Source organism: Enterobacter sp. ECC-175 (assembly GCF_043968675.1).
Lineage (GTDB): Bacteria > Pseudomonadota > Gammaproteobacteria > Enterobacterales > Enterobacteriaceae > Enterobacter.
In genome coordinates this window covers 1,070,596-1,092,790 of sequence record NZ_CP143776.1, presented here as the reverse complement: position 1 = coordinate 1,092,790, position 22,195 = coordinate 1,070,596, and the positions used below count along the sequence as shown (strand labels likewise).

Annotated in this window: 27 protein-coding genes; 11 read left to right on the top strand and 16 right to left on the bottom strand. The window is 56.8% G+C overall.

Annotated elements, in window-relative coordinates; all coding sequences use genetic code 11:
* Nucleotides 1-12 precede the first annotated feature (12 nt).
* Nucleotides 13-1,956, top strand: coding sequence for a 2',3'-cyclic-nucleotide 2'-phosphodiesterase (gene cpdB / locus V1599_RS05245; protein WP_395301128.1), 1,944 nt, complete (start codon nucleotides 13-15; stop codon nucleotides 1,954-1,956).
* A gap of 116 nt (nucleotides 1,957-2,072) precedes the next feature.
* Here the strand turns inward: cpdB and V1599_RS05240 are convergent, their stop codons facing one another.
* Nucleotides 2,073-2,459, bottom strand: a complete 387-nt coding sequence (locus V1599_RS05240; protein ID WP_112012029.1) for a helix-turn-helix domain-containing protein — start codon at nucleotides 2,457-2,459, stop codon at nucleotides 2,073-2,075.
* A gap of 84 nt (nucleotides 2,460-2,543) precedes the next feature.
* On the opposite strand from V1599_RS05240, the gene V1599_RS05235 reads away from it, so the two are divergent.
* From V1599_RS05235 to V1599_RS05225, 3 genes are all read left to right on the top strand, one after another.
* Nucleotides 2,544-3,392, top strand: a complete 849-nt coding sequence (locus V1599_RS05235) for an SDR family oxidoreductase (protein WP_395301127.1) — start codon at nucleotides 2,544-2,546, stop codon at nucleotides 3,390-3,392.
* Nucleotides 3,393-3,473: 81 nt separating this feature from the next.
* Nucleotides 3,474-4,298, top strand: a complete 825-nt coding sequence (locus V1599_RS05230; RefSeq protein ID WP_395301126.1) for an AraC family ligand binding domain-containing protein — start codon at nucleotides 3,474-3,476, stop codon at nucleotides 4,296-4,298.
* 75 nt (nucleotides 4,299-4,373) lie between these two features.
* The gene (locus V1599_RS05225) at nucleotides 4,374-5,339 is read left to right on the top strand and encodes a DMT family transporter (RefSeq protein WP_395301125.1); all 966 of its coding nucleotides are present in this window, start codon (nucleotides 4,374-4,376) and stop codon (nucleotides 5,337-5,339) included.
* Between the two features lie 78 nt (nucleotides 5,340-5,417).
* Here V1599_RS05225 and V1599_RS05220 read toward each other — a convergent pair whose 3' ends face one another.
* Nucleotides 5,418-7,067, bottom strand: coding sequence for a methyl-accepting chemotaxis protein (locus V1599_RS05220; RefSeq protein WP_395301124.1), 1,650 nt, complete (start codon nucleotides 7,065-7,067; stop codon nucleotides 5,418-5,420).
* A 247-nt stretch (nucleotides 7,068-7,314) separates the two neighbouring features.
* Between V1599_RS05220 and ytfE the strand changes: the two genes are divergently transcribed.
* Nucleotides 7,315-7,977, top strand: coding sequence for an iron-sulfur cluster repair protein YtfE (gene ytfE / locus V1599_RS05215; protein ID WP_112012024.1), 663 nt, complete (start codon nucleotides 7,315-7,317; stop codon nucleotides 7,975-7,977).
* Between the two features lie 96 nt (nucleotides 7,978-8,073).
* Here the strand turns inward: ytfE and cycA are convergent, their stop codons facing one another.
* Nucleotides 8,074-9,483: a D-serine/D-alanine/glycine transporter gene (cycA, locus tag V1599_RS05210; protein WP_395301123.1), complete on the bottom strand. Its 1,410-nt coding sequence runs from the start codon at nucleotides 9,481-9,483 to the stop codon at nucleotides 8,074-8,076.
* 307 nt (nucleotides 9,484-9,790) lie between these two features.
* Nucleotides 9,791-10,411, bottom strand: coding sequence for an FKBP-type peptidyl-prolyl cis-trans isomerase (gene fklB / locus V1599_RS05205; protein ID WP_181573247.1), 621 nt, complete (start codon nucleotides 10,409-10,411; stop codon nucleotides 9,791-9,793).
* Between the two features lie 233 nt (nucleotides 10,412-10,644).
* Here fklB and V1599_RS05200 point away from each other — a divergent pair, with 233 nt between their 5' ends.
* Nucleotides 10,645-11,280, top strand: coding sequence for an OapA family protein (locus V1599_RS05200; protein ID WP_395301122.1), 636 nt, complete (start codon nucleotides 10,645-10,647; stop codon nucleotides 11,278-11,280).
* Between the two features lie 36 nt (nucleotides 11,281-11,316).
* Here the strand turns inward: V1599_RS05200 and V1599_RS05195 are convergent, their stop codons facing one another.
* The 5 genes from V1599_RS05195 to rpsF all read right to left on the bottom strand — a co-directional run bounded on the left by V1599_RS05195 (nucleotide 11,317) and on the right by rpsF (nucleotide 13,077).
* Nucleotides 11,317-11,496 (bottom strand): hypothetical protein, encoded by a 180-nt coding sequence (locus V1599_RS05195; protein ID WP_395301121.1) that lies wholly within the window; start codon nucleotides 11,494-11,496, stop codon nucleotides 11,317-11,319.
* A gap of 141 nt (nucleotides 11,497-11,637) precedes the next feature.
* Nucleotides 11,638-12,087 (bottom strand): 50S ribosomal protein L9, encoded by a 450-nt coding sequence (gene rplI, locus V1599_RS05190; protein ID WP_112012019.1) that lies wholly within the window; start codon nucleotides 12,085-12,087, stop codon nucleotides 11,638-11,640.
* 41 nt (nucleotides 12,088-12,128) lie between these two features.
* The gene (gene rpsR / locus V1599_RS05185) at nucleotides 12,129-12,356 is read right to left on the bottom strand and encodes a 30S ribosomal protein S18 (protein ID WP_000135199.1); all 228 of its coding nucleotides are present in this window, start codon (nucleotides 12,354-12,356) and stop codon (nucleotides 12,129-12,131) included.
* A gap of 4 nt (nucleotides 12,357-12,360) precedes the next feature.
* The gene (gene priB, locus V1599_RS05180) at nucleotides 12,361-12,675 is read right to left on the bottom strand and encodes a primosomal replication protein N (protein WP_014068638.1); all 315 of its coding nucleotides are present in this window, start codon (nucleotides 12,673-12,675) and stop codon (nucleotides 12,361-12,363) included.
* Nucleotides 12,676-12,681: 6 nt separating this feature from the next.
* Nucleotides 12,682-13,077 carry a 30S ribosomal protein S6 gene (gene rpsF / locus V1599_RS05175; protein ID WP_014068637.1) on the bottom strand — a complete coding sequence of 132 codons (396 nt, stop codon included), beginning with the start codon at nucleotides 13,075-13,077 and terminating at the stop codon, nucleotides 12,682-12,684.
* Nucleotides 13,078-13,419: 342 nt separating this feature from the next.
* On the opposite strand from rpsF, the gene yjfY reads away from it, so the two are divergent.
* A complete protein-coding gene (gene yjfY / locus V1599_RS05170; protein WP_112012018.1) occupies nucleotides 13,420-13,695 on the top strand; it encodes a DUF1471 family protein YjfY in 276 nt (91 codons plus the stop codon).
* Between the two features lie 139 nt (nucleotides 13,696-13,834).
* Here the strand turns inward: yjfY and V1599_RS05165 are convergent, their stop codons facing one another.
* Genes V1599_RS05165 through ulaA form a run of 6 tightly spaced genes read right to left on the bottom strand, consistent with a single transcriptional unit; the run spans nucleotide 13,835 to nucleotide 18,243 of the window.
* The gene (locus tag V1599_RS05165) at nucleotides 13,835-14,521 is read right to left on the bottom strand and encodes an L-ribulose-5-phosphate 4-epimerase (RefSeq protein WP_395301120.1); all 687 of its coding nucleotides are present in this window, start codon (nucleotides 14,519-14,521) and stop codon (nucleotides 13,835-13,837) included.
* The gene (locus tag V1599_RS05160) at nucleotides 14,508-15,374 is read right to left on the bottom strand and encodes an L-ribulose-5-phosphate 3-epimerase (RefSeq protein WP_112012016.1); all 867 of its coding nucleotides are present in this window, start codon (nucleotides 15,372-15,374) and stop codon (nucleotides 14,508-14,510) included. The genes V1599_RS05165 and V1599_RS05160 overlap by 14 nt, the downstream gene beginning before the upstream one ends.
* A gap of 9 nt (nucleotides 15,375-15,383) precedes the next feature.
* A complete protein-coding gene (ulaD, locus tag V1599_RS05155; protein ID WP_017694667.1) occupies nucleotides 15,384-16,034 on the bottom strand; it encodes a 3-keto-L-gulonate-6-phosphate decarboxylase UlaD in 651 nt (216 codons plus the stop codon).
* Nucleotides 16,035-16,047: 13 nt separating this feature from the next.
* Nucleotides 16,048-16,515, bottom strand: a complete 468-nt coding sequence (ulaC, locus tag V1599_RS05150; RefSeq protein ID WP_112012015.1) for a PTS ascorbate transporter subunit IIA — start codon at nucleotides 16,513-16,515, stop codon at nucleotides 16,048-16,050.
* Between the two features lie 9 nt (nucleotides 16,516-16,524).
* Nucleotides 16,525-16,830, bottom strand: coding sequence for a PTS ascorbate transporter subunit IIB (gene ulaB / locus V1599_RS05145; RefSeq protein ID WP_112012014.1), 306 nt, complete (start codon nucleotides 16,828-16,830; stop codon nucleotides 16,525-16,527).
* Between the two features lie 12 nt (nucleotides 16,831-16,842).
* On the bottom strand, nucleotides 16,843-18,243 hold the full coding sequence (gene ulaA, locus V1599_RS05140; RefSeq protein ID WP_297122611.1) for a PTS ascorbate transporter subunit IIC: 1,401 nt from the start codon (nucleotides 18,241-18,243) through the stop codon (nucleotides 16,843-16,845).
* A 360-nt stretch (nucleotides 18,244-18,603) separates the two neighbouring features.
* Between ulaA and ulaG the strand changes: the two genes are divergently transcribed.
* Nucleotides 18,604-19,668 (top strand): L-ascorbate 6-phosphate lactonase, encoded by a 1,065-nt coding sequence (ulaG, locus tag V1599_RS05135; RefSeq protein WP_112012012.1) that lies wholly within the window; start codon nucleotides 18,604-18,606, stop codon nucleotides 19,666-19,668.
* 110 nt (nucleotides 19,669-19,778) lie between these two features.
* The gene (ulaR, locus tag V1599_RS05130) at nucleotides 19,779-20,534 is read left to right on the top strand and encodes an HTH-type transcriptional regulator UlaR (protein WP_112012011.1); all 756 of its coding nucleotides are present in this window, start codon (nucleotides 19,779-19,781) and stop codon (nucleotides 20,532-20,534) included.
* Here ulaR and yjfP read toward each other — a convergent pair.
* Complete coding sequence (yjfP, locus tag V1599_RS05125; RefSeq protein WP_395301119.1) at nucleotides 20,531-21,253, bottom strand: esterase; 723 nt, start codon at nucleotides 21,251-21,253, stop codon at nucleotides 20,531-20,533. The genes ulaR and yjfP overlap by 4 nt on opposite strands.
* Before the next feature lie 137 nt (nucleotides 21,254-21,390).
* On the opposite strand from yjfP, the gene bsmA reads away from it, so the two are divergent.
* Both bsmA and yjfN read left to right on the top strand, forming a co-directional pair.
* On the top strand, nucleotides 21,391-21,720 hold the full coding sequence (gene bsmA / locus V1599_RS05120) for a biofilm peroxide resistance protein BsmA (RefSeq protein ID WP_112012009.1): 330 nt from the start codon (nucleotides 21,391-21,393) through the stop codon (nucleotides 21,718-21,720).
* 148 nt (nucleotides 21,721-21,868) lie between these two features.
* A complete protein-coding gene (gene yjfN, locus V1599_RS05115) occupies nucleotides 21,869-22,144 on the top strand; it encodes a DUF1471 family protease activator YjfN (RefSeq protein ID WP_146745780.1) in 276 nt (91 codons plus the stop codon).
* The last annotated feature ends 51 nt before the right edge of the window (nucleotides 22,145-22,195 follow it).

Here is a 22,195-nt window from a genome sequence, read left to right as displayed (position 1 = left end):
AGGACTCCTCAGATGATTAAGTTTAGCGCAACGCTCCTGGCAACGCTGGTTGCGGCCAGCGTTCAGGCGGCGACGGTCGACCTCCGCATACTGGAAACGACCGATCTGCACAGCAACATGATGGACTTCGATTACTACAAAGATACCCCTACTGAAAAATTCGGACTGGTGCGCACCGCAAGTTTGATCAACGCCGCGCGCGGTGAGGTGAAAAACAGCGTGCTGGTCGACAACGGGGATTTAATTCAGGGCAGCCCGCTCGGCGACTATATGGCGGCGAAGGGGCTGAAAAAAGGCGAGATCCATCCCGTCTACAAGGCGATGAATACCCTGGACTATACCGTGGGCAACCTCGGCAACCACGAATTTAACTACGGCCTGAAATATCTGCACGACGCGCTGGCCGGTGCGAAATTCCCGTACGTTAACGCCAATATCATCGACGTTAAGACCCAAAAGCCGCTTTTTACACCGTACCTGATTAAAGAGACCGAGGTCGTAGATAAGGACGGTAAAAAACAGACGCTGAAAATCGGCTACATCGGCTTCGTGCCGCCGCAGATCATGACGTGGGATAAGGCGAATCTGGACGGGAAAGTGACCGTTAACGACATCACCCAAACCGCGCGCAAATACGTGCCGGAGATGCGCGAAAAAGGCGCCGATCTGGTTGTCGTTGTCGCTCACTCTGGCCTGTCAGCCGATCCGTATCAGGCGATGGCGGAAAACTCGGTGTATTACCTCAGCGAAGTGCCGGGCGTGGATGCGATCCTGTTTGGCCACGCCCACGCGGTGTTCCCGGGCAAGGATTTCGCCAGCATTAAGGGCGCGGATATCGAAAAGGGGACGCTGAACGGCGTGCCGTCCGTGATGCCGGGCATGTGGGGCGATCATCTTGGCGTGGTGGATTTGGTGTTGAACAACGACAGCGGCAGCTGGAAGGTCACCCAGTCTAAAGCCGAAGCGCGGCCAATCTACGACGCGGCGGCGAAAAAATCGCTGGCGGCTGAAGATAAAAAGCTTGCCGAGGTGCTGAAGCACGACCACGACGCCACCCGCGCGTTCGTCAGCAAGCCGATCGGCAAATCCGCCGACAACATGTACAGCTTCCTCGCGCTTGTCCAGGATGACCCGACCGTGCAGGTGGTCAACATGGCGCAAAAGGCCTACGCCGAGCACTTCATTCAGGGCGACCCGGACCTGGCAACGCTGCCGGTGCTTTCCGCCGCCGCGCCGTTCAAGGTGGGCGGACGCAAGAACGATCCGGCCAGCTACGTTGAGGTTGAAAAAGGCCAGCTCACCTTCCGCAACGCCGCGGATCTGTACCTCTACCCCAACACGCTGGTGGTGGTAAAAGCGACGGGTAAAGAGGTGAAGGAGTGGCTCGAGTGCTCCGCCGGGCAGTTTAACCAGATCGATCCGAAGAGCAGTAAACCGCAGTCGCTGATCAACTGGGACGGGTTCCGCACCTACAACTTCGACGTGATCGACGGCGTGAAGTATCAGATCGACGTGACGCAGCCCGCGAAATACGACGGCGAGTGCCAGACGGTAAATCCGCAGGCGGAGCGCGTCAAAAACCTGACCTTTAACGATAAGCCGATCGATCCGAACGCCACGTTCCTGGTCGTCACCAACAATTACCGCGCCTACGGCGGCAAGTTTGCCGGAACCGGCGACGGCCACATCGCCTTTGCCTCACCGGACGAGAACCGCTCGGTGCTGGCGGCGTGGATTAGCGCGGAGTCAAAAAAGGCGGGCGAAATCCATCCGGCAGTGGATAACAACTGGCGTCTCGCGCCGATCCACGGCGACACGAAGCTGGATATCCGTTTCGAGACCTCCCCGTCAGATAAGGCCGCCGCGTTTATTAAAGACAAGGCGCAGTATCCGATGACGAAGGTGGCGACGGACGATATTGGCTTTGCCATTTATCAGGTGGATTTGAGCAGGTAGCAGCCCTATGCTCCCCCTCACCGCAGCCCTCTCCCTCAAGGGAGAGGGCGTGTTCTGTGACTGGCTGAAATGTGTGGGGAGCCCTCGGCCCACGGGGAGTGGGTTAAGGTAAGGCATCACGCCGCGCGATCGTCCCGATTCTCCATCACCTTTGGCGTATTCACCTCAATCCAGTCCGCCAGCGCGGCGACTTTCTCGCTGACCTCAACGCCCATCGGCGTCAGGCTATATTCCACGTGCGGCGGCACGACCGGATACGACACGCGATCGACAAACCCGTCCTGCTCCAGCGCCTGTAAAGACTGGGACAGCATCTTCTCGCTGACGCCACCCATCCTGCGGCGCAAATCGCTGAAGCGGTGCGTACCTTCGCGCAGCGCCACCAGGATAAGCACGCCCCAGCGGCTGGTGACGTGCTTGAGCACCTCGCGCGAGGGGCACTGCTCGGCAAACAGGTTGCCGTCGCGCATTTGTTCGCTGAGCGTGGGATTCGTTGTTTTCATACTTACCTTTTTGTGCGTACTTACTTTAAGTTAGCTATGGTGATAGTGTGCCACAACACCAGACAAACACGAAGGAGATTTACCATGATCGCGATTACCGGCGCTACCGGCCAGCTGGGCCAGCACGTTATTGAAGAGCTGTTGAAAACCGTTCCGGCAGGCCAGATTGTGGCCATCGTGCGTAACCCGGCGAAAGCCGACGCGCTGAGCCAGCGGGGAATTATCGTTCGTCAGGCGGACTACGCCGACCAGGCCGCATTCACCGCCGCGCTGGGCGGCGTGGATAAGCTGCTGCTGGTCTCCTCAAGCGAAGTGGGCCAGCGCGCCGCGCAGCACCAGAACGTGATTAACGCCGCCAAAGCGGCTGGCGTGACGTTTATTGCCTACACCAGCCTGCTGCACGCGGATACATCCCCGCTGGGTCTGCACGTTGAGCACGTCGAAACCGAGAAGGCGCTGGCGGAATCGGGCATTCCTTATGCCCTGCTGCGCAACGGCTGGTATACCGAAAACTACCTGGCGAGCGTGCCACCGGCCCTGGAACACGGCGTGTTTATCGGTGCCGCAGGCGAAGGCAAGATTGCCTCCGCGACCCGTGCGGACTACGCCGCAGCGGCCGCGAAGGTGATTTCCGAGGATGGCCACGCGGGCAAGGTCTATGAGCTGGCGGGCGATAACGCGTGGACGCTGAGCGAGCTGGCGGCCGAGCTGAGCAAACAGAGCGGCAAGCCGGTGGCGTACCAGAACCTGAGCGAGGCCGATTTTGCCGCCGCGCTGAAGGGCGTTGGGCTGCCTGCCGGGCTGGCGGAGATGCTGGCGGATTCCGACACCGGCGCATCCAAAGGCGGCCTGTTCGACGACAGCCGCACCCTGAGCGCGCTGATCGGCCGCCCAACCACGCCGCTTTCGGAGAGCATTAAAGCCATCCTGTAAATGTTACAAACTGGTTATTTTTTGTGGCATCCCCTCGGGTCATCTCTGATAATGGAGAGATGACCTATGAGGAGGCTCACCGTGCAAGGCGTACCGGACCAGTTCATTGATGAGAGAGACAGCGCGCGCTTTCGCCACCTGGCGCAGGTGCCGGGCATCGAACTGTATCACGCGCATATCTCCGGCTATGCCTTTGAGCCTCACACCCACGAAGCGTTCGGCATCGGCACGATTGAAACCGGCGCCGAGCGCTTTCGCTATCGCGGCACGCAGCACCTCGCGCCGGAAAAATCCGTTGTCACCATGAACCCGGATGAGATCCATACCGGGGAGTCTGCGACCGACGACGGCTGGCGCTATCGGATGGTTTACATCGAACCCGACCTGCTGGAGGAGGTGACCGGCCTTCGCCACTGGTGGTTTAGCGACGTCACGCGGTACGATCCCCTGCGCTCCGTCCAGATTGGCCGGCTGATTTACGGCCTGTGGCATACGGACGATCCGCTTGCGCAGAAGGGGCTGCTGCTGGATCTGATCGAGACGTTTCAGCCGCTGGCCCGCCACGCGCCCGTTATTCGGGAAGGAGCGCATCGCTTCGAGCGCGTGCGGGAATACCTGCACGATAACTATATGCATTCGCTGACGCTGGACGAGCTGGCGAGCGTGGTGTCGCTTAGCCCGTACCACTTCCAGCGCCAGTTTAAGGCCCATTTCCACGTGACGCCGCACCAGATGCTGATGGCCATCCGCCTTTGGCGCGCCAAGGCGTTCCTCACCCGCGGCATGCCCGCCGCCGACGTCGCCGCCGCGGCCGGGCTGACCGATCAGTCGCATCTGACCCGCGCGTTTACCCGCCGCTACGGCATTACGCCCGTGCGCTACCAAAAGCAGGTCGTTCAGCGCTAATGCGCAACCTCATACAATACGGACGCGGTTTTCCTGCCTAGACTCCATGCCGGGTTAAGTGATTGGGAAAGAAAGATGATTAGCGGCGTGTTGTATGCCCTGCTTGCAGGTCTGATGTGGGGGCTGATATTTGTCGGCCCTCTGATCGTGCCGGAATACCCGGCGGTATTGCAGTCCATGGGGCGCTATCTGGCGCTGGGGCTGATTGCCCTTCCTCTCGCCTGGCTTGGCCGCGCAAGGCTGCGCCAGCTGAGCCGCAAGGACTGGCTCACCGCGCTGGCGCTAACCATGATGGGCAACCTCATCTACTACTTCTGCCTGGCGAGCGCCATTCAGCGCACGGGCGCGCCGGTATCGACCATGATTATCGGCACGCTGCCGGTGGTGATCCCCGTCTTTGCCAACCTGCTGTATAGCCAGCGGGACGGCAAGCTGGCGTGGGTAAAGATGGTGCCAGCGCTGGCGTGCATTGCCGTCGGGCTGGCGTGCGTGAATATTGCCGAGCTGAGCCACGGCCTGGCCGATTTTAGCCCGTGGCGCTACGTCTCCGGCATTCTGCTGGCCTGTGTGTCCGTGGTGTGCTGGGCGTGGTATGCCCTGCGCAACGCCCGCTGGCTGCGCGAGAACCCGGACAAACACCCGATGATGTGGGCCACGGCACAGGCGCTGGTGACGCTTCCCGTCTCGCTGGTAGGCTACGCGGGCGCCTGCCTGTGGCTGGGGAGCCAGCAGCCAGAGTTTGCTTTGCCGCTGGGGCCGCGCCCGTGGGTGTTCGTCGGGCTGATGATCGTCATCGCCGTGCTGTGCTCCTGGGTCGGCGCGCTGTGCTGGAACATTGCCAGCCAGAAGCTGCCGACGGTGATCCTCGGGCCGCTGATCGTCTTCGAAACGCTGGCCGGGCTGCTGTATACGTTCCTGATGCGCCAGAGCGTGCCGCCGCTGCTGACGGCCTGCGGGATCGCGCTGCTGGTGGTGGGCGTGGTGATAGCGGTGAGGGCAAAGCCGGAAAAACCAACGGTGATTCCGGCGTCGGATGTGTGAGCATTGCCCGGCGGCGCTTCGCTTGCAGGGCCTATAAAACCGTAGGCCGGGTAAGCGTCAGCGCCACCCGGCATGTTGTTAAAACGTTTCCCAGTTCGCTTCAGGCGCCGCTGCTACCGGCTGCGCTTTTGGGGCATAGGTTTTCACCGGTGCGGCTTTTACCGCCTGGCTGCGGGTAATTTTAAACACCGCGACGGCTTCGTTCAGGCGCGCCGCCTGATCTTCCAGCGCGGCTGCCGCCGCGGCAGATTCTTCCACCAGCGAGGCGTTTTGCTGCGTCACGCGATCCATCTCAGCAACCGCCTGACCCACCTGATCGATACCGCGGCTCTGCTCGTCGGAGGCCGACGCAATTTCGCCCATGATGTCGGTGACGCGGGTGACTGCATTCACAATCTCCGCCATGGTTGACCCGGCTTCATTCACCAGCTGGGATCCCGCGCTGACGCGTTCGCCGGAATCATCGATCAGCGCCTTGATCTCTTTCGCCGCCTGCGCGCTGCGCTGGGCGAGGGTACGCACTTCGCCCGCCACGACCGCAAAGCCGCGCCCCTGCTCGCCCGCCCGCGCCGCTTCCACCGCCGCGTTCAGCGCCAGAATGTTGGTCTGGAAGGCAATGCCGTCGATCACGTTGGTGATCTGGGCAATTTTGCTGGAGCTGGTGGCGATCTCATCCATCGTGCGCACCACGCCTTCGACCACGCTGCCGCCCTTCTTCGCCGTGGATGACGCGTCAAGCGCCAGACGAGAGGCCTGACGGGCGTTGTCGGCGTTTTGCTTCACCGTCGCGGTCAGCTGTTCCATGCTGGCAGCCGTCTCTTCCAGAGACGCCGCCTGCTGCTCGGTGCGGGAGGAGAGATCGTTGCTGCCCGCCGAAATCTCGCCGGCCCCGGTGTAAATGGTATCTGCGCCTTCACGCACCGCGCCGACCGTGTTCGCCAGCGACGTTTGCATCTCCTGCACGTTGCGCGCAAGGATGGCCATCTCATTTTTTCCCTCCGCCTGAATCGGCTGGGTTAAATCGCCTGCGGCAATCGCGCGGATATGGCTGATGACGTCCTGCAGCGGCAGCAGCAGCACCCGGCGCATCGCGATCCAGCTGGTAATAATGACGGCAATGACCAGGATCATGACCGCGGAAAGCGTCCACAGAATGCGCTTGTAGTCGCTCTCATTATCCTTAATGCCGGCGTTTGTGAGCTTTGCCTGCGCCTCGCGCCATTCCCCGTAGACGCGCTGCATCGCCACCTGCTTTTGTTCGGCGTTTTGCTTGAACATATCTTCCAGATTGCCCTGCGCCAGCAGGGTATTCATTTGTGCCAGCGTCGAGGAGTAGTTGCGGTATTCCGCCTCCAGGCGATCCGCGAGGCTCTCGTCCATGCCCGGCGTTTCCGGCAGCGCGTAGTATTTGTCGTAATGCGCCTGCGCGTCGGCCAGCAGTTTTTTCGCGGTAGAGACCAGCTCGTTCAGCTGTCCGCCGTTAATTTGGTTCGCCATGCTGCTTTGCAGGCGCAGCATGCCGCGGTTCAGGGTCACGCGCGCCTGGTTCAGGCTGATCCACGCGTCGGTAAATTCTGCAACGTTCTGGCTGGAAAGCTGGGACACCGTGAAATTGTGCTTATCGTTATTGAGCGCATTAATAAAAATGCCGGCGGAGATCAGCTGCATGACGCCGAGGACGAGCAGCACCGAGATCAGAAGGGTTATCACTTTTATACGTTTAAACATGCTTGGCCTTGTATGTGCAGGATATATTGTCAGACCTGTATCTATCGGCAGGCGAAGCGGGTTGTTTACGGCCTCTGCGCCTTTAAAAACTTTCGAAAGGAAATTCCCGCGTTCATTCAGCAGGTTAATGAATAAGATTTTTTTGTGATCGGCATAACATTTTCACCCTTGCCTCTAAAGGGTTATAGCCTCGGCTTAAAGATGCATTTAATATGCATCTTATATTCTTGATAACGAGGTAACTGCTATGGCCTTCCGCGACCAACCCCTGGGCGAGCTGGCGCTCTCCATCCCCCGCGCTTCCGCGCTGTTCCGTAAATACGACATGGACTACTGCTGCGGCGGTAAGCAGACGCTGGCGCGCGCCGCCTCGCGCAAGGAGCTGGACGTTGAGGTTATTGAAGCCGAGCTGGCAAAGCTGGCCGAACAGCCGATAGAGAAAGACTGGCGTGCCGCACCGCTTGCGGAAATCATCGATCACATCATCGTGCGTTACCACGACCGCCACCGCGAGCAGCTGCCGGAGCTAATTATGCAGGCAACCAAAGTGGAGCGCGTTCACGCCGATAAACCTTCCGTTCCGCGCGGCCTGGCGAAATACCTGACCATGCTGCACGAAGAGCTTTCCAGCCACATGATGAAAGAGGAGCAGATCCTGTTCCCGATGATTAAGCAGGGCATGGGCAGCCAGGCGATGGGGCCCATCAGCGTGATGGAGAGCGAACATGATGACGCGGGCGAGCTGCTGGAAGTGATTAAACACACCACCAACAACGTGACGCCGCCGCCGGAAGCGTGCACCACGTGGAAAGCGATGTATAACGGCATTAACGAAACGATCGACGACCTGATGGAACACATCAGCCTTGAGAATAACGTGCTGTTCCCGCGCGCCCTGTCCGGGGAATAAAAAAAGGCCGCTACAGCCTGATGCCCTCACCCGGCCCTATCCCACGGGGAGAGGATGCAAAAACTGAAAACGGCAACCGAAGTTGCCGTTTTGCTTTTACCTTATGCCCGCCATACGTTTCTTACCGATAAACAGCCAGCCCATCCCCAGCGCGATGAACCACAGCGGCGTAACAATCAGCGCCTGACGGGTATCGTCTTCCAGCGTGAGCAACACCAGCACGAAAACGAAGAACGCCATGCACACCCAGCACATCAGCTTGCCCAGCGGCATCTTGTAGATCGACTTCTCATGCAGCTGTGGACGCTTTTTGCGGTACACGAGGTATGAGCACAGGATAATGGTCCAGACGAACATGAACAGGATCGCGGAGACCGTGGTGATCATGGTGAACGCGCCAATCACGCTCGGGTTCACGTAGAGCATCACCACGCCGCCCAGCAGGCAGATGCAGGAGAAGGTCAGCCCTTTCGCCGGTACCGCGCGCTTAGAGAGCTTAGCGAACGCGCTCGGCGCCACGCCCTCCTGCGCCAGGCCGAACAGCATGCGGCTGGTGGAGAACACGCCGCTGTTCGCGGAGGAAGCCGCTGAGGTCAGCACCACGAAGTTAATCAGGCTCGCCGCAGCAGGCAGCCCGACCAGCACGAACAGTTCAACGAACGGGCTCTTGGTCGGCACGACCGAGCTCCATGGCGTCACGGACATAATCACGATCAGCGCGAAGACGTAGAACATGATGATGCGAATCGGAATCGAGTTGATGGCGCGCGGCAGGGATTTCTCCGGATCTTTGGTTTCCGCTGCCGTGGTGCCCACCAGCTCAATGCCGACAAACGCGAACACCGCAATCTGGAAGCCCGCAAAGAAGCCGCTAATGCCTTTAGGGAACCAGCCGCCGTCGTCCCACAGATGGGTAAACGAGGCCTGAACGCCCGTTGGCGACTGGAAGTGCGTCAGCACCATCACCAGGCCGACGACGATAAGCCCCACAATGGCGACAATCTTGATCATCGCGAACCAGAACTCCATTTCGCCGAACATTTTCACGGTGGCGAGGTTAAGGCTCAGCAGCAGAACGATGACCGCCAGCGAGGCCACCCAGTCCGACAGGCCGGGGAACCAGAACTGCGCATAGGCCGTTATCGCAACGACGTCCGCCATGCCGGTGACCACCCAGCAGAACCAGTAGGTCCAGCCCGTAAAATAGCCCGCCCACGGGCCAAGCAGATCGGACGCGAAGTCGCTGAAGGATTTGTATTCGAGATTCGAGAGCAGCAGCTCGCCCATTGCCCGCATCACGAAAAAGAGCATAAAGCCGATGATCATATACACGAAAATGATCGACGGCCCGGCAAGGCTGATGGTTTTGCCCGATCCCATAAACAGCCCAGTGCCAATGGCACCGCCGATGGCGATAAGCTGAATATGACGGTTTGTGAGATTTCGCCGTAGCGACTGTTCAGACTCCGCCTCTTCTGCGGCGGCGACTTTGACCTGATCTACCATGTGATTTTCCTGTTTGTGCCTGTCTGTGTTGTTAAGGCTCTTCTGGCCTTTAATTGCGTCAAGAAGTGACGGTCCCGGTTAAGGACTCATCGATAGTAGGTAAGAATCGGCGGGATGAATACTATGATTTGAATATAATGTTAATTATATGTTTAAAGTGAGTGTCATATCACTCATACAACGCGAAACAGCTCACAAAAATACACGCAACGTGTACATTTGCAAGATAAAATGTTGATTCCGGCGTAACTATAGGTTTTCTCGCTATTTTCCCCTCCCGCGCGGGGAGAGGAAAAACGTATGTCGATTACAGGATTTCCAGCAGCTCGACTTCAAACACCAGGGTGCTGAACGGCGGAATGGATGCGCCCGCGCCGCGCTCGCCGTAGGCCAGGTTATGAGGAATGGTCAGTTCCCATTTAGAGCCTACCGGCATCAGGGTCAGCGCTTCGATCCAGCCTGCGATCACGCCGTTGACCGGGAATTCAGCCGGTTCGCCGCGCTGTACGGAGCTGTCAAAGACGGTGCCGTCAATCAGCTTACCGGTGTAATGCACGCGAACGTGGTCGGTGCGCGCCGGGATAGCGCCATCGCCCTGCTTAATCACGCGGAACTGCAGGCCGGATTCGGTGCTGCTCACGCCTTCACGCTCGCGGTTCTCTTCCAGGTACTTCACGCCGTCGGCCGCCATCTCTTCGAAGCGCGCGCGACGTACCGCGTCAGCACGTTCGTGGATTTCGCGCAGCGCACGATGAACAACGTCAACCGGAACGGCCGGATGATTGCCTTCCAGCGCGTCCGCAATACCCGCCACCAGCGCTTCTGGTAGCAGACCTTCCAGGCCGGATTCGCTCAGCTGCTGGCCTACCTGCAAGCCGATACCGTAGCTTGCCTGCGCTTCGATAGTGTCAAAAGTCGGGGTGGTCATGGGTTTTCCTTCCATCACATTTAAAGTAGCGGGCAGCATAGCAGCCATGCCTTTATGGGTAAAACTTTGTCTTAAGTTAAGGTGACAAATTGCGGTGAAACAGAAACAATAGGCGGGACCAGGATTAATCCCGAACTGATGTCACGGATGTCGGGTTTGCTACGCCGTTCAGGCAGTTAGCCAACTATACTTCGAAACACAGGATAAAAAAGACGCGGAGCAGGAGGAGAGCCATGCCCGGGCGATTTGAACTGAAACCTACCCTGGCGAAAATCTGGCATGCGCCGGACAATTTTCGCATCATGGACCCGCTGCCTCCATTGCACCGCAGAGGGATTATCATTGGCGCGCTGCTGGTGATCCTCGGCTTCCTGCTTCCTTCCGGCGGCGATGACGTCGAGACGGCACCGGTAACCCGCAACGCGGAGCTGAATATCCAGTCGCAATCACAGCCGCAGCCTGACGCGCAGCCGATGCAGACGCAGCTGGTGACGCCCTCTAACGACCCTGGACAGGTAGCCCCGGTGGAGCCGGAACCGGTTCAGGAAGAGCAGCCACAGGAGCAGGCCGCGACGACAGCTGAACCGCAGGCTACGGGCATTGAGCAGCAGTGGCGTTCCTATCGCGTAGAGCCGGGCAAAACCCTTGCCCAGCTGTTCCGCGATCATAACCTTCCCCCAACAGACGTTTATGCTATGGCGCAGGTTGAGGGAGCAGGAAAGCCGCTCAGCAATCTGCAAAACGGCCAGATGGTGCAAATTCGCCAGAACGCCAGCGGCGTGGTCACGGGCCTCACCATCGACACGGGAAATGGGCAGCAGGTGCTCTTTACCCGTCAGAACGACGGCAGTTTTATTCGGGTGCGATAATGTTCCAGCCGGGTAGGCGAAACCACCGCCCGGCCGTTATCCGTTTGCCCTGTTCACCCACCAAATCCCCGAGCAGACCAGCACGTAGTCGAGCGCCTTGTTATAGCTCAGCCTGTCGTTGTGGTTAAAGTAGTGCGCCAGCGGCACGATGAAGAAGGTAGCGGGATGGCGGGCAAAGACGGGTGCAGGCAGAGCGGTATCCCTGGCAAATCTCAAAGATAAAATGACGCTTTACTTTATTAACAGAGATGGACTCAGGAATAACGGCCATACAAGATGCAAAGATTGACTTTCTGCTGTGCAAAAAAGCAAAACGCCGGCACAAGGCCGGCGCTTTGACGCGAGCAGAGTAAAAAATTACTCAGCTACAACGTTAACAACCAGTTTAGCGAACACTTCGCTGTGAACCTGGAAGTCAACTTCGTGCTCACCAGTGGTACGCAGAACGCCGTTCGGCATGCGAACTTCGCTCTTAGCCACTTTAACGCCAGCTGCAGAAACTGCATCAGCGATATCGCGGGTACCGATGGAACCGAACAGTTTACCTTCGTCGCCAGATTTAGACGCGATAGTAACGGTGCCCAGTGCGTTGATTGCTTCAGCGCGAGCGTTAGCAGCCGCCAGAACGTCAGCCAGTTTGGCTTCCAGTTCAGCACGACGTGCTTCGAAAAACTCTACGTTTTTCTTAGTAGCTGGAACAGCTTTACCCTGTGGAACCAGGAAGTTACGTGCGTAACCCGCTTTAACGTTAACCTGATCACCCAGGCTGCCCAGGTTTGCTACTTTATCAAGCAGAATAACTTGCATTACCTTATCCTCTTAAAGTCGTATTAATGGACCGTGCCCGATTACTGATGACGATCAGTGTACGGCAGCAGGGACAGGTAGCGAGCGCGTTTGATAGCGCGAGCCAGCTGACGCTGGTATTTTGCACGAGTACCGGTGATACGGCTTGGGACAATCTTACCGCTTTCGGTGATGTAGTTTTTCAGCGTTGCGATATCTTTATAGTCGATCTCTTGAACGCCTTCCGCGGTGAAACGGCAGAACTTGCGACGACGGAAATAACGTGCCATATGGCTAGTCTCCAGAATCTATCAAATCAATCTGCTCGGCATGCAGAACCATTTTGCTCAGACCGTTCTTTGCCTTGTGGCAAGAGATGAACCCCTGAACGATTACTGCGCTACCGACCGTTATACTGTGAGTAATGGCCTGGTTTTCGTGTCCGCTAATAATAACGGGCATTTGGCACCATGCCTGCCGGTGAAAGCCGGCTTCCTCTTGCACAGAACGATGCTCAAGCACGAACTGGCAATGCGGAATTCCTGATGGGCTGACCTTTCGAAGGGGGGTCCTGCACACGGTACCGGACAACACCAGACGGTTGGTCATCAGAAATTACTCTTCAGAATCCCCAGCATCAGAATCATCTGCGGTTTCGTTTGCGAAATCATCGCGACGCTCACGGCGCTCGTCTTTCGCTTTAACCATCGGAGATGCTTCGGTCACTGCGTTTTTGGTACGCATAACCATGCTGCGGATAACGGCATCGTTGAAGCGGAAGGTAGTTTCCAGCTCATCGATCACTTCCTGCGGCGCTTCAACGTTCATCAGAACGTAGTGTGCTTTGTGCAGTTTGTTGATCGGGTAAGCCAGCTGACGGCGGCCCCAGTCTTCCAGACGGTGGATCGTACCTTCTGCACCAGTGATGGCAGCAGAGTAGCGCTCGATCATGCCCGGAACCTGTTCGCTCTGGTCAGGATGGACCATAAAAACGATTTCGTAATGACGCATCGAATTGCTCCTTACGGATTATTCAGCCTCCTGTCTGGGTCAGCCGAGGCCCGGGGAGGCAAGGAACGTGTTAAAGGTCGGCCGAAAAATTGACGCGTCATAATACTTGCGCGCCCCGGGAAACTCAAGCTGATTGCACAAATAATTCGCACTAAGCGCAAAGCGGGTCTAAGTGGGTGATTTAAAATTAATCACGTCAGGAAGCGTTGTTTTTTTGAACAACAGCATCAGAAATGGTCAGCATTCCCCGTCAGAGAAGCGGTTACACTTTAATCAAAGCCCATCCGATACAAAAGGAGAGCAAATCACCGTCACATAGCACGCAGTCGTGGAGCGTATATCATGAAAAAAATCGCAATTGCCGTGATGGCTGCACTGTTGCTCAGCGCAAACGCGATAGCAGCCATCAGGCTAGACGGCCGTCAGGCCAGGAACATGGATGATGTGCAAAGCTTAGGCGTAATCTACATCAATCATAATTTCGCCACTGAAAGCGAAGCAGATCGGGCGCTTAATCAAGAGACCGATGCCCGGGGCGCAACCTATTATCACGTCATCTTAATGCGTGAACCCGGCAGCAACGGCAATATGCACGCCAGTGCAGATATTTACCAATAACGTTTTACGCTAGCACCAGGAAAGCCAACGAAGAAAAGAGCCATAGTTAAATTTGCCCCCTGCCCGGGGGCTTTTTTTTGCATGAATGGCCCTGAAATACCCACCGGTTACAACTTTTTTGGTATTCCAGAGCACTTATTCACTTCTGCCCGTAATAGGCGTTGGGGCCATGCTTGCGCATGAAATGCTTGTTCATCAGGTAATCATCGATGCCCTGAAGCTGCGGGTTAATGCCGCGAGCGATCCACGCCATTCGCGCCACCTCTTCCAGCACGACCGCGTTATGCACCGCATCGTGCGCATCTTTCCCCCAGGCGAACGGACCGTGCTGATACACCACGATTCCCGGCGTATGCAGCGGCTCGCGCTCACCCAGCGTTTCAACGATGACCTTGCCGGTGTTGAGCTCGTATTCGCCCTCCACTTCGGCCTGCGTTAACGCGCGCGTGCAGGGGATGTCGCCAAAGAAGTAGTCCGCATGCGTAGTCCCCAGCGCCGGAACCGCCAGCCCGGCCTGTGCCCAGGCGGTGGCGTGCGTGGAGTGGGTATGCACCACCCCGCCCAGAGAGGGATAGCGCCGATACAGCGCCAGATGGGTAGCGGTATCCGAAGAAGGACGCCACTGTCCCTCTACGACGTTACCCTCAAGGTCCACGACAACCATATCGTCGACCTTCATGGTCTCATACGCCACTCCGCTGGGCTTGATGACGATCGCGCCGCGTTCACGATCAATCGCGCTGACGTTGCCCCAGGTGAAGGTCACCAGGCCATAGCGCGGCAGATCCATATTGGCTTCAAAGACCTGCTGCTTAAGCGTCTGCATGTTCTTCCTCCAGCAATCCTGCCCGCGCCATGCGCTCGCGCACCCAATCGCGCGCCTTCGCCACTTCCGCTGCCGGGTCGTCCGACGTTTCGCTCCACATCTCAATAAGATATGGCCCGCAATAGCCTGTCTGCTTGAGCGTCTGGAAGCACCGTTCGAAATCCACCACCCCGGTGCCGAACGGAACGTTTTTGAACACGCCTGGACGGGTATCTTTGACGTGAACCGCCACGATATGCCCGATGCCCGCCTGCAGCTCCATTTGAACGTCGTTATCCCATGCCGACAGGTTGCCGATATCTGGATAGAGTTGGAACCACGGGTTATTCAGGTAGTGCGCATAGCCCAGCGCCTTACTGATGGAGTTCATTAACGGATAGTCCATGATCTCCATCGCCAGCGTCACCTGCGCACGGCTTGCCATATCGACGCTCTCTTTCAGGCCATCACGGAAGCGACGGCGCGTTTCGTCATTCGCTTCCTGATAGTAAACGTCGTAACCCGCAAGCTGGATCACGCGAATGCCCACGTCCTGCGCGAAGCGAATGGCTTTGCGCATGATCTCCAGCCCCTGAGCGCGCACGGCATCATCTTCACTCCCCAGCGGGAAGCGACGGTGGGCGCTGAGGCACATGGACGGCACGCGCACGCCGGTTTCCGCCACCGCGCTCACCAGCGCCAGACGCTGCTCCCGGCTCCAGTCGAGGCGAGACAGGCGCTCATCGGTTTCATCTACCGACATTTCGACAAAATCGAAACCCAGCTGTTTCGCCAGCTGCAACCGCTCCAGCCAGCACTCCCCCGCGGGGAGTGCCTTTTCATAGATGCCTAGCGGGACCTGTTTTGACAACATAGCCGCTCCTTAACCCCAAAGCTGAGCGATAGAGCGTTTAAACTGACGCGCCGCTTCCACCGGAGACGCGGCGTCGCGAATGCTACGACCAGCGATAAAGACGTGAATTGGAATGCCCTGGAACAGCGGCAGATCTTCCAGCGCCAGTCCACCGGTGACGGTGACCTTGAAGCCCATATCCGCCAGACGCTTAATCGCGCTGATGTCCGCTTCGCCCCACGCCACGCCTGCTGCCTGCGCGTCGCGGCTGCGGTGGTAAACCACCTGCTGGATGCCCGCCTCGCGCCACTCCTGGGCCTGCTCCCAGGTCCAGAAGCCGGTCAACTCAATCTGCACGTCGCCGTTGAACTCTTTTGCCACGTCCAGCGCGCCTTTGGCGGTGTTGATATCCGCGCAGCAAATCACGGTGACCCAGTCGGCGTTGGCTTCAAAACACATGCGGGAGAGAATTTTGCCCGCGTCAGCGATCTTGGCATCCGCCAGCACGATTTTGTGCGGATAAAGCGCCTTCAGGTCGCGAACGGCGCGAACGCCTTCGCCCACGCACAGAATGGTACCCACTTCGATGATGTCCACCTCTTCCGCAATCAGGCGGGTGGTTTCGTAAGCGTGGGACAGAGTCTGGTTATCCAGCGCGACCTGCAACATTGGTAATGACATTTTCAATTCCTTCTTAAACAGCCGCCGCAGTGGCGTGATCGATTAAATCCAGGACTTCCTGCTCGGTGCGGCAGGCGCGTAAACGGTCAAAGTTGGCCTCGTCATCAAACAGATTCACGATCTGCATAATGCCGACTTCCTGATGGGTATTGGCATCAACGGCCGCCATGGTGATAAGAATATCGACCGGGTCGTTATCCTCATGGTTAAACACCAGAGGCGTTTTCAGCGTCACCAGCGCAAAGCCGGTTTTTTTGACGCCCTCTTCCGGGCGGCCATGCGGCATCGCCAGGCCTGGCGCAATCACAAAATAGGGACCGTGCTGCGCAACGCCATCAAGAATGGCCTGGTAATAGCGCGGCTCAACAACGTCGGCCTTGACCAGCAGATCGACGCTCAGCTTGACCGCTTCCTGCCAGGTGCTGGCCTCGGCCTGCAAAAGGATTGAGTTATTTTGTGCCAGCGAATCACGTAGCTTCATGTGGCGTCCTTACTTCACGTCCTGCGGGAAATGTTCTTTGATCACTTCCAGCAGTTTTGGGCCGAAATCCGCAGGCGACAGCATGTTGCGCACGCCCACCACGTATTTGTTGCCTGTTACGGTAATCTCACCGGCGATGTGGGTAGAGGCGATGATGATATCCGCGCCGCCCAGCTCACTTTTGTATTCCCCCACCGCGCAGCTGTTTACCGTGTGGTCGATGTTTGACTGCGTTAAAAACTGGTCCACTTTCATCTTCATGATCATGGAGCTGCCTTGTCCATTGCCACACACGGCCAGGATACGTACGGTCATAGTCAAAACTCCTTAGTGAGCAGAAACTTCTGCTGTTTGTTTTTCAGCATCTTCTTCAGCGCGCAGCGAACGGCCCGCGAAGAACATATAAATCAGTGCAATCAGAATGATGACGGCCATAAAGACCAGCCCTACAGAGGCGAAGCCCTGCATCATCGGCGGTGCCAGAATCGACCAGTCCGCCATCCCCATCCAGGCGCTCATACCGGTGAGCTTGACGGCCCACACGCAGCCGAAGATTTCCACCATGCCCATCACCAGGCAGATCTTCAGCGCCGCGCGCCAGCCGCCGAAGTGGTTAGCAAAGACGCCGATGGTGGCGTTAGAGAAGAACATTGGGATAAAGCCAGGAATGATCAGGATGGAGGAACCGCAGCCCACCAGAATGCCCACCGCAATCAGCTGGCCGATAGTGCCCCACATAAAGCCCCAGACCACGGCGTTTGGCGCAAAGCTATAGATTGCCGCACAGTCAATCGCCAGCACGGCACCAGGGATCAGACGCTGGGAGATACCGTTAAAGGCTTCAGACAGTTCCGCCACGAACATGCGCACGCCCTGGGTGATGATGAAGATCGCCACCGCGAAGGAGAAACCGGTCTGCAGGATGTAGATCGTCCAGTGCGTTTTACCCGCCATCGCCTGCACAACGTCAATGCCGAAGGAGAGGAGGATGGCGCCAAAGAAGATGGTCATCACAATCGCCGTGGAGACGATGTTGTCGTGGAAGATATTCAGCCACCCCGGCATCTTAAGATCTTCTACGCTCTCCTCTTTTTTCCCCAGATAGGGCGCGACCTTATAGGCAATCCAGGAGGCAAATTGCTGCTGGTGGCCGATGGAGAAGCCGCAGCCGTCGGTCACTTCCTGGGTCGGCTTGTACATCATGTTGGAGGTGATGCCCCAGTAGAGCGACACCATCACCGCCGTGAAGATGATCGTCGTCCACATTGAGTAGCCGAAGATATAAAGGGAAACCGCGATTAACCCGGCCTGCTGGAACATAATATGGCCGGTTAGCATGATGGTGCGAATGCCGGTAATGCGGCGCAGGAACACATAAATGATGTTCAGCGCCAGCGCGAGCAGAACCGCATAGCCCACCCAGCTGTAGGCGTCGCCCATGCGATCGATGGTCGCCATCATGGAGGCGTAAGTGTCAGAGATCGCGCCGTTGATGCCATACACTTCGGACATTTTGGCGACGACCGGCTTAAAGGTGCCGGTCAGAATGCCCGACCCCGCCTGCAGCAGCATAAAGCCAATGATGGTTTTGATGGTGCCCTTGATAATGACGCTGACGCTTTTACGCAAAAGGATGTAGCCCAGACACGTCACGATACCCAGTAACAGCGGGGCATTGGTCATTACCTGATTAAAGAAAACGGTAAAGACGTTGTAGAGGATCTCCATAACTCTCTCCAGAAAATGATGACACGAGGCGCAGTCCCCGCGTGGTTGGTGCCATCACTCTATTAATCACAAATAATCACCACAAGATTGAACGTGATTATTTGTGACGCATCACGCAATTTATTTCCATTCAGAAAGTAATGATTTTCACTCCCAACTTACATTGCCGAATTATCTATTTATATTCATAAACTTAAACATACATGCATGAATAAACAACAGCTTCAACCTCATCTTGCCGTGATGCATGACAGGCAAAATTGCGTGATTTTCCCGTTGCAAAGCGTTTAAAAGAGTGCCAGCATTAATCACAACAAATCACCAAATGATTACTTTTGATTAATACCAGGAGTCAAAACGATGAGTAAAGTGAACACCATCACCCGTGAATCATGGATTCTGAGCACTTTCCCGGAATGGGGCAGCTGGCTGAACGAGGAAATTGAGCAGGAAAACGTCGCGCCAGGCACTTTCGCCATGTGGTGGCTGGGCTGCACGGGCATCTGGTTAAAATCAGAAGGCGGAGCCAATATCTGCGTCGACTTCTGGTGCGGCACCGGTAAACAGAGCCACGGCAATCCGCTGATGAAAAAAGGACATCAGATGCAGCGCATGGCGGGCGTGGAAAAACTGCAGCCAAACCTGCGCACCACGCCGTTTGTGCTCGATCCGTTTGCCATTCGTCAGATCGATGCCGTGCTGTCGACGCACGATCACAACGATCATATCGACGTCAACGTCGCGGCTGCGGTTATGCAAAACTGCCCTGACACGGTGCCGTTCATCGGGCCACAAACCTGCGTCGATCTGTGGATCGGCTGGGGCGTGCCGAAAGAGCGCTGCATCGTGATGAAGCCGGGCGACGTGGTGAAAATCAAAGACATTGAGATCCACGCGCTGGATGCGTTTGACCGTACCGCGCTGATTACCCTGCCGGCCGATCAAAAAGCCGCGGGCGTGCTGCCGGACGGTATGGACGAGCGCGCGGTGAACTATCTGTTCAAAACGCCGGGTGGTTCCCTGTACCACAGCGGTGATTCTCACTACTCGAACTACTATGCGAAGCACGGTAACGAACATCAGATCGACGTGGCGCTGGGCTCGTACGGCGAGAATCCGCGCGGTATTACGGACAAAATGACCAGCGCCGATATGCTGCGCATGGCTGAAGCGCTGAACACCAAAGTGGTGATCCCGTTCCACCATGACATCTGGTCAAACTTCCAGGCCGATCCGCAGGAGATTCGCGTGCTGTGGGAAATGAAGAAAGACCGCCTGAAGTATGGCTTCAAGCCGTTTATCTGGCAGGTTGGCGGTAAGTTCACCTGGCCACTGGATAAAGATAATTTCGAATATCACTATCCGCGCGGCTTCGATGATTGCTTCACCATTGAGCCCGATCTGCCGTTCAAGTCATTCCTCTAATCGTCATGCTCAATCGCCAGGCACCCCGCCTGGCGATGACATATTTATCTTAGTAATTTCATGCTATTTCAAATATTATCTTTTCAAATCAATTCTTATCGGAATAGCTCATGACGGAAGCGCAGCGGCATCAAATTTTACTGGAACTCCTGGCGCAGACAGGATTTGTCACCGTTGAGAAAGTAATAGAACGCTTAGGAATTTCCCCAGCGACGGCGCGCCGGGATATCAACAAGCTGGACGAAAGCGGCAAGCTGAAAAAAGTCCGTAACGGCGCGGAAGCGATTAGCCAGCAGCGCCCGCGCTGGACGCCGATGAACATTCATCAGGCGCAGAACCACGATGAAAAAGTCCGCATTGCCCGCGCGGCATCGCAGCTGGTGAACCCCGGGGAAAGCGTGGTAATCAACTGCGGCTCGACGGCTTTTCTGCTGGGGCGGGAAATGTGCGGCAAACCGGTGCAAATCATTACCAACTACCTGCCGCTGGCAAACTACCTTATCGATCAGGAACACGAGAGCGTGGTGATCATGGGCGGCCAGTACAACAAGAGCCACTCGATCACCCTTAGCCCCCAGGACAGCGAAAATACGCTCTATGCCGGGCACTGGATGTTTACCAGCGGCAAGGGGCTGACCACGGATGGACTGTACAAGACCGATATGCTCACCGCGATGGCAGAACAGAACATGCTGAACGTTGTGGGCAAGCTCGTGGTGCTGGTCGACAGCAGCAAGGTGGGCGAGCGCGCCGGCATGCTGTTCAGCCGGGCAGAGCAGATCAACATGGTGATCACCGGTAAAAAAGCGAACCCGGAGATCCTCCAGAAGCTTGAAGGCCAGGGCGTCACGGTACTGCGCGTTTAGAGGTGCTGGCGGAAAAACGCCACCGTAGCATCCAGCGCCGTGGGCGTAATGCGGTGGCGAACACCCGCTTCCCATAAACAGGTGAGATTGCCATCCAGGCCGTCGCGCCGCAGCGCCTGCTGCAGGCGGAACGTTTCCCCCGCCGGAACGACGTCATCCTCATTTCCGTGCCACAGCAGCAGCGGGCGGTCGGCCAGCGCTGGCAACGCGTTCTCCACGTCCCATTCCGCGAGTTTCGCGTCAATGCCTTCAGGTTCCTGGGGCGGAAAAAGCGTCTTTGAAAGAGAGGAAAAATAGCCCGAGCCCATCAGGCAGGCCACGGATTTCACCTCAGGATGACGCGCCATAATCCCTAATGCCGTCATGCCGCCCATTGACGCGCCCGCCACGGCCAGGCGGTTATCCGCCACCAGGCCTGCCTCATAAAGCGCGTCGCGCAGCCCGGTAAACTCGCTCAGGCTGCCGCAAAGAATTTGCCAGAACTGTCCCAGCCGGGCCTGTTCGTTACCCGTAAACCGGGCACCATGATCGGGCGCATCAGGCATCACCACGCGAAAACCCGCCTGCGCCAGCGCAACGGCAAAATAGCTGTAGACCAGCTTTGAAGAGGTAAACCCATGATAGAACAGCACTACGGGCAGCGGCCTCTCGCGCTTTCCCGCCGGGAATGCATGCAAAATTTCATGGTTGCCGAGGCGTCGCGTTTCAAGTTCAATCATTGTCTATCCTGTATTAATGAGTGATTCATAATGTTGAGAACTGGGTTACGGTTTCACGCTATTTTCATTCGAAATACACGCCCCAGATAACATTTCGGGAACATTCCCCCAAAACTAAATTCACAGACAACTACACTATGGCTATCAGGAAACGAGATATGGTTATGCGCAGGTTTGCTGCTTTGTTACTTGTCTCCGTGCTCAGCGGCTGTCAGGCTCTTCAGGGAACGCCGCAGCCTGCTCCGCCGGCCACCGATCGTCCGCAGGAAATCCGTCGTAATCAGACGGAAGGACTACAGCGGATCGGATCTGTCTCCGCAATGGTTCGGGGTTCCCCGGACGACGCGGAAGAGGCAATTAAAGCACAGGCCATCGCAGCAAAAGCAGATTATTACGTCATCGTCATGGTCGATGAAACCATCATTACGGGACAGTGGTATTCACAAGCCATTTTGTACCGCAAATAACGGTCATGATTTGAACGACATTTACACTGCTTTGCGTCCATAGACATTTTCCTGTCCACAATAAACTCCATGCCCGCGCTAATGGAAGTGAGTTTATTTGCGAAGGATTGCCCGGCGGATACCGGAGAAATGTGAAATGGAGCTGACGATGAAACGAACTCTTGCTTTGACTACCCTGTTGCTCTCCGCTGGCCTGGTGAGCACAACCGCGCAGTCGGCCGAATTTGCCAGCGCTGACTGCGTGACTGGCCTTAACGAAATCGGCCAGATCTCCGTGAACAACATTTCGGGGAGCCCGCAGGACGTTGAACGCGTAGTGGCATTAAAAGCGGATGAGCAGGGTGCATCCTGGTATCGCATCATACAGATGCAGGAGGACAACCATGACGATCGCTGGCGGGTACAGGCCATTCTTTATGCATAAGGCATCACGATAAAAGCCACTGATTTATAGTGGCTTTTTTGTTCACGTAAC

Coding starts and splice junctions, on each gene's coding strand:
- cpdB (WP_395301128.1), top strand. CDS start 13: ATGATTAAGTTTAGCGCAACGCTCCTGGCAACGCTGGTTGCGGCCAGC.
- V1599_RS05240 (WP_112012029.1), bottom strand. CDS start 2,459: ATGAAAACAACGAATCCCACGCTCAGCGAACAAATGCGCGACGGCAAC.
- V1599_RS05235 (WP_395301127.1), top strand. CDS start 2,544: ATGATCGCGATTACCGGCGCTACCGGCCAGCTGGGCCAGCACGTTATT.
- V1599_RS05225 (WP_395301125.1), top strand. CDS start 4,374: ATGATTAGCGGCGTGTTGTATGCCCTGCTTGCAGGTCTGATGTGGGGG.
- V1599_RS05220 (WP_395301124.1), bottom strand. CDS start 7,067: ATGTTTAAACGTATAAAAGTGATAACCCTTCTGATCTCGGTGCTGCTC.
- ytfE (WP_112012024.1), top strand. CDS start 7,315: ATGGCCTTCCGCGACCAACCCCTGGGCGAGCTGGCGCTCTCCATCCCC.
- cycA (WP_395301123.1), bottom strand. CDS start 9,483: ATGGTAGATCAGGTCAAAGTCGCCGCCGCAGAAGAGGCGGAGTCTGAA.
- fklB (WP_181573247.1), bottom strand. CDS start 10,411: ATGACCACCCCGACTTTTGACACTATCGAAGCGCAGGCAAGCTACGGT.
- V1599_RS05200 (WP_395301122.1), top strand. CDS start 10,645: ATGCCCGGGCGATTTGAACTGAAACCTACCCTGGCGAAAATCTGGCAT.
- rplI (WP_112012019.1), bottom strand. CDS start 12,087: ATGCAAGTTATTCTGCTTGATAAAGTAGCAAACCTGGGCAGCCTGGGT.
- rpsR (WP_000135199.1), bottom strand. CDS start 12,356: ATGGCACGTTATTTCCGTCGTCGCAAGTTCTGCCGTTTCACCGCGGAA.
- priB (WP_014068638.1), bottom strand. CDS start 12,675: ATGACCAACCGTCTGGTGTTGTCCGGTACCGTGTGCAGGACCCCCCTT.
- rpsF (WP_014068637.1), bottom strand. CDS start 13,077: ATGCGTCATTACGAAATCGTTTTTATGGTCCATCCTGACCAGAGCGAA.
- yjfY (WP_112012018.1), top strand. CDS start 13,420: ATGAAAAAAATCGCAATTGCCGTGATGGCTGCACTGTTGCTCAGCGCA.
- V1599_RS05165 (WP_395301120.1), bottom strand. CDS start 14,521: ATGCAGACGCTTAAGCAGCAGGTCTTTGAAGCCAATATGGATCTGCCG.
- V1599_RS05160 (WP_112012016.1), bottom strand. CDS start 15,374: ATGTTGTCAAAACAGGTCCCGCTAGGCATCTATGAAAAGGCACTCCCC.
- ulaD (WP_017694667.1), bottom strand. CDS start 16,034: ATGTCATTACCAATGTTGCAGGTCGCGCTGGATAACCAGACTCTGTCC.
- ulaC (WP_112012015.1), bottom strand. CDS start 16,515: ATGAAGCTACGTGATTCGCTGGCACAAAATAACTCAATCCTTTTGCAG.
- ulaB (WP_112012014.1), bottom strand. CDS start 16,830: ATGACCGTACGTATCCTGGCCGTGTGTGGCAATGGACAAGGCAGCTCC.
- ulaA (WP_297122611.1), bottom strand. CDS start 18,243: ATGGAGATCCTCTACAACGTCTTTACCGTTTTCTTTAATCAGGTAATG.
- ulaG (WP_112012012.1), top strand. CDS start 18,604: ATGAGTAAAGTGAACACCATCACCCGTGAATCATGGATTCTGAGCACT.
- ulaR (WP_112012011.1), top strand. CDS start 19,779: ATGACGGAAGCGCAGCGGCATCAAATTTTACTGGAACTCCTGGCGCAG.
- yjfP (WP_395301119.1), bottom strand. CDS start 21,253: ATGATTGAACTTGAAACGCGACGCCTCGGCAACCATGAAATTTTGCAT.
- bsmA (WP_112012009.1), top strand. CDS start 21,391: ATGGCTATCAGGAAACGAGATATGGTTATGCGCAGGTTTGCTGCTTTG.
- yjfN (WP_146745780.1), top strand. CDS start 21,869: ATGAAACGAACTCTTGCTTTGACTACCCTGTTGCTCTCCGCTGGCCTG.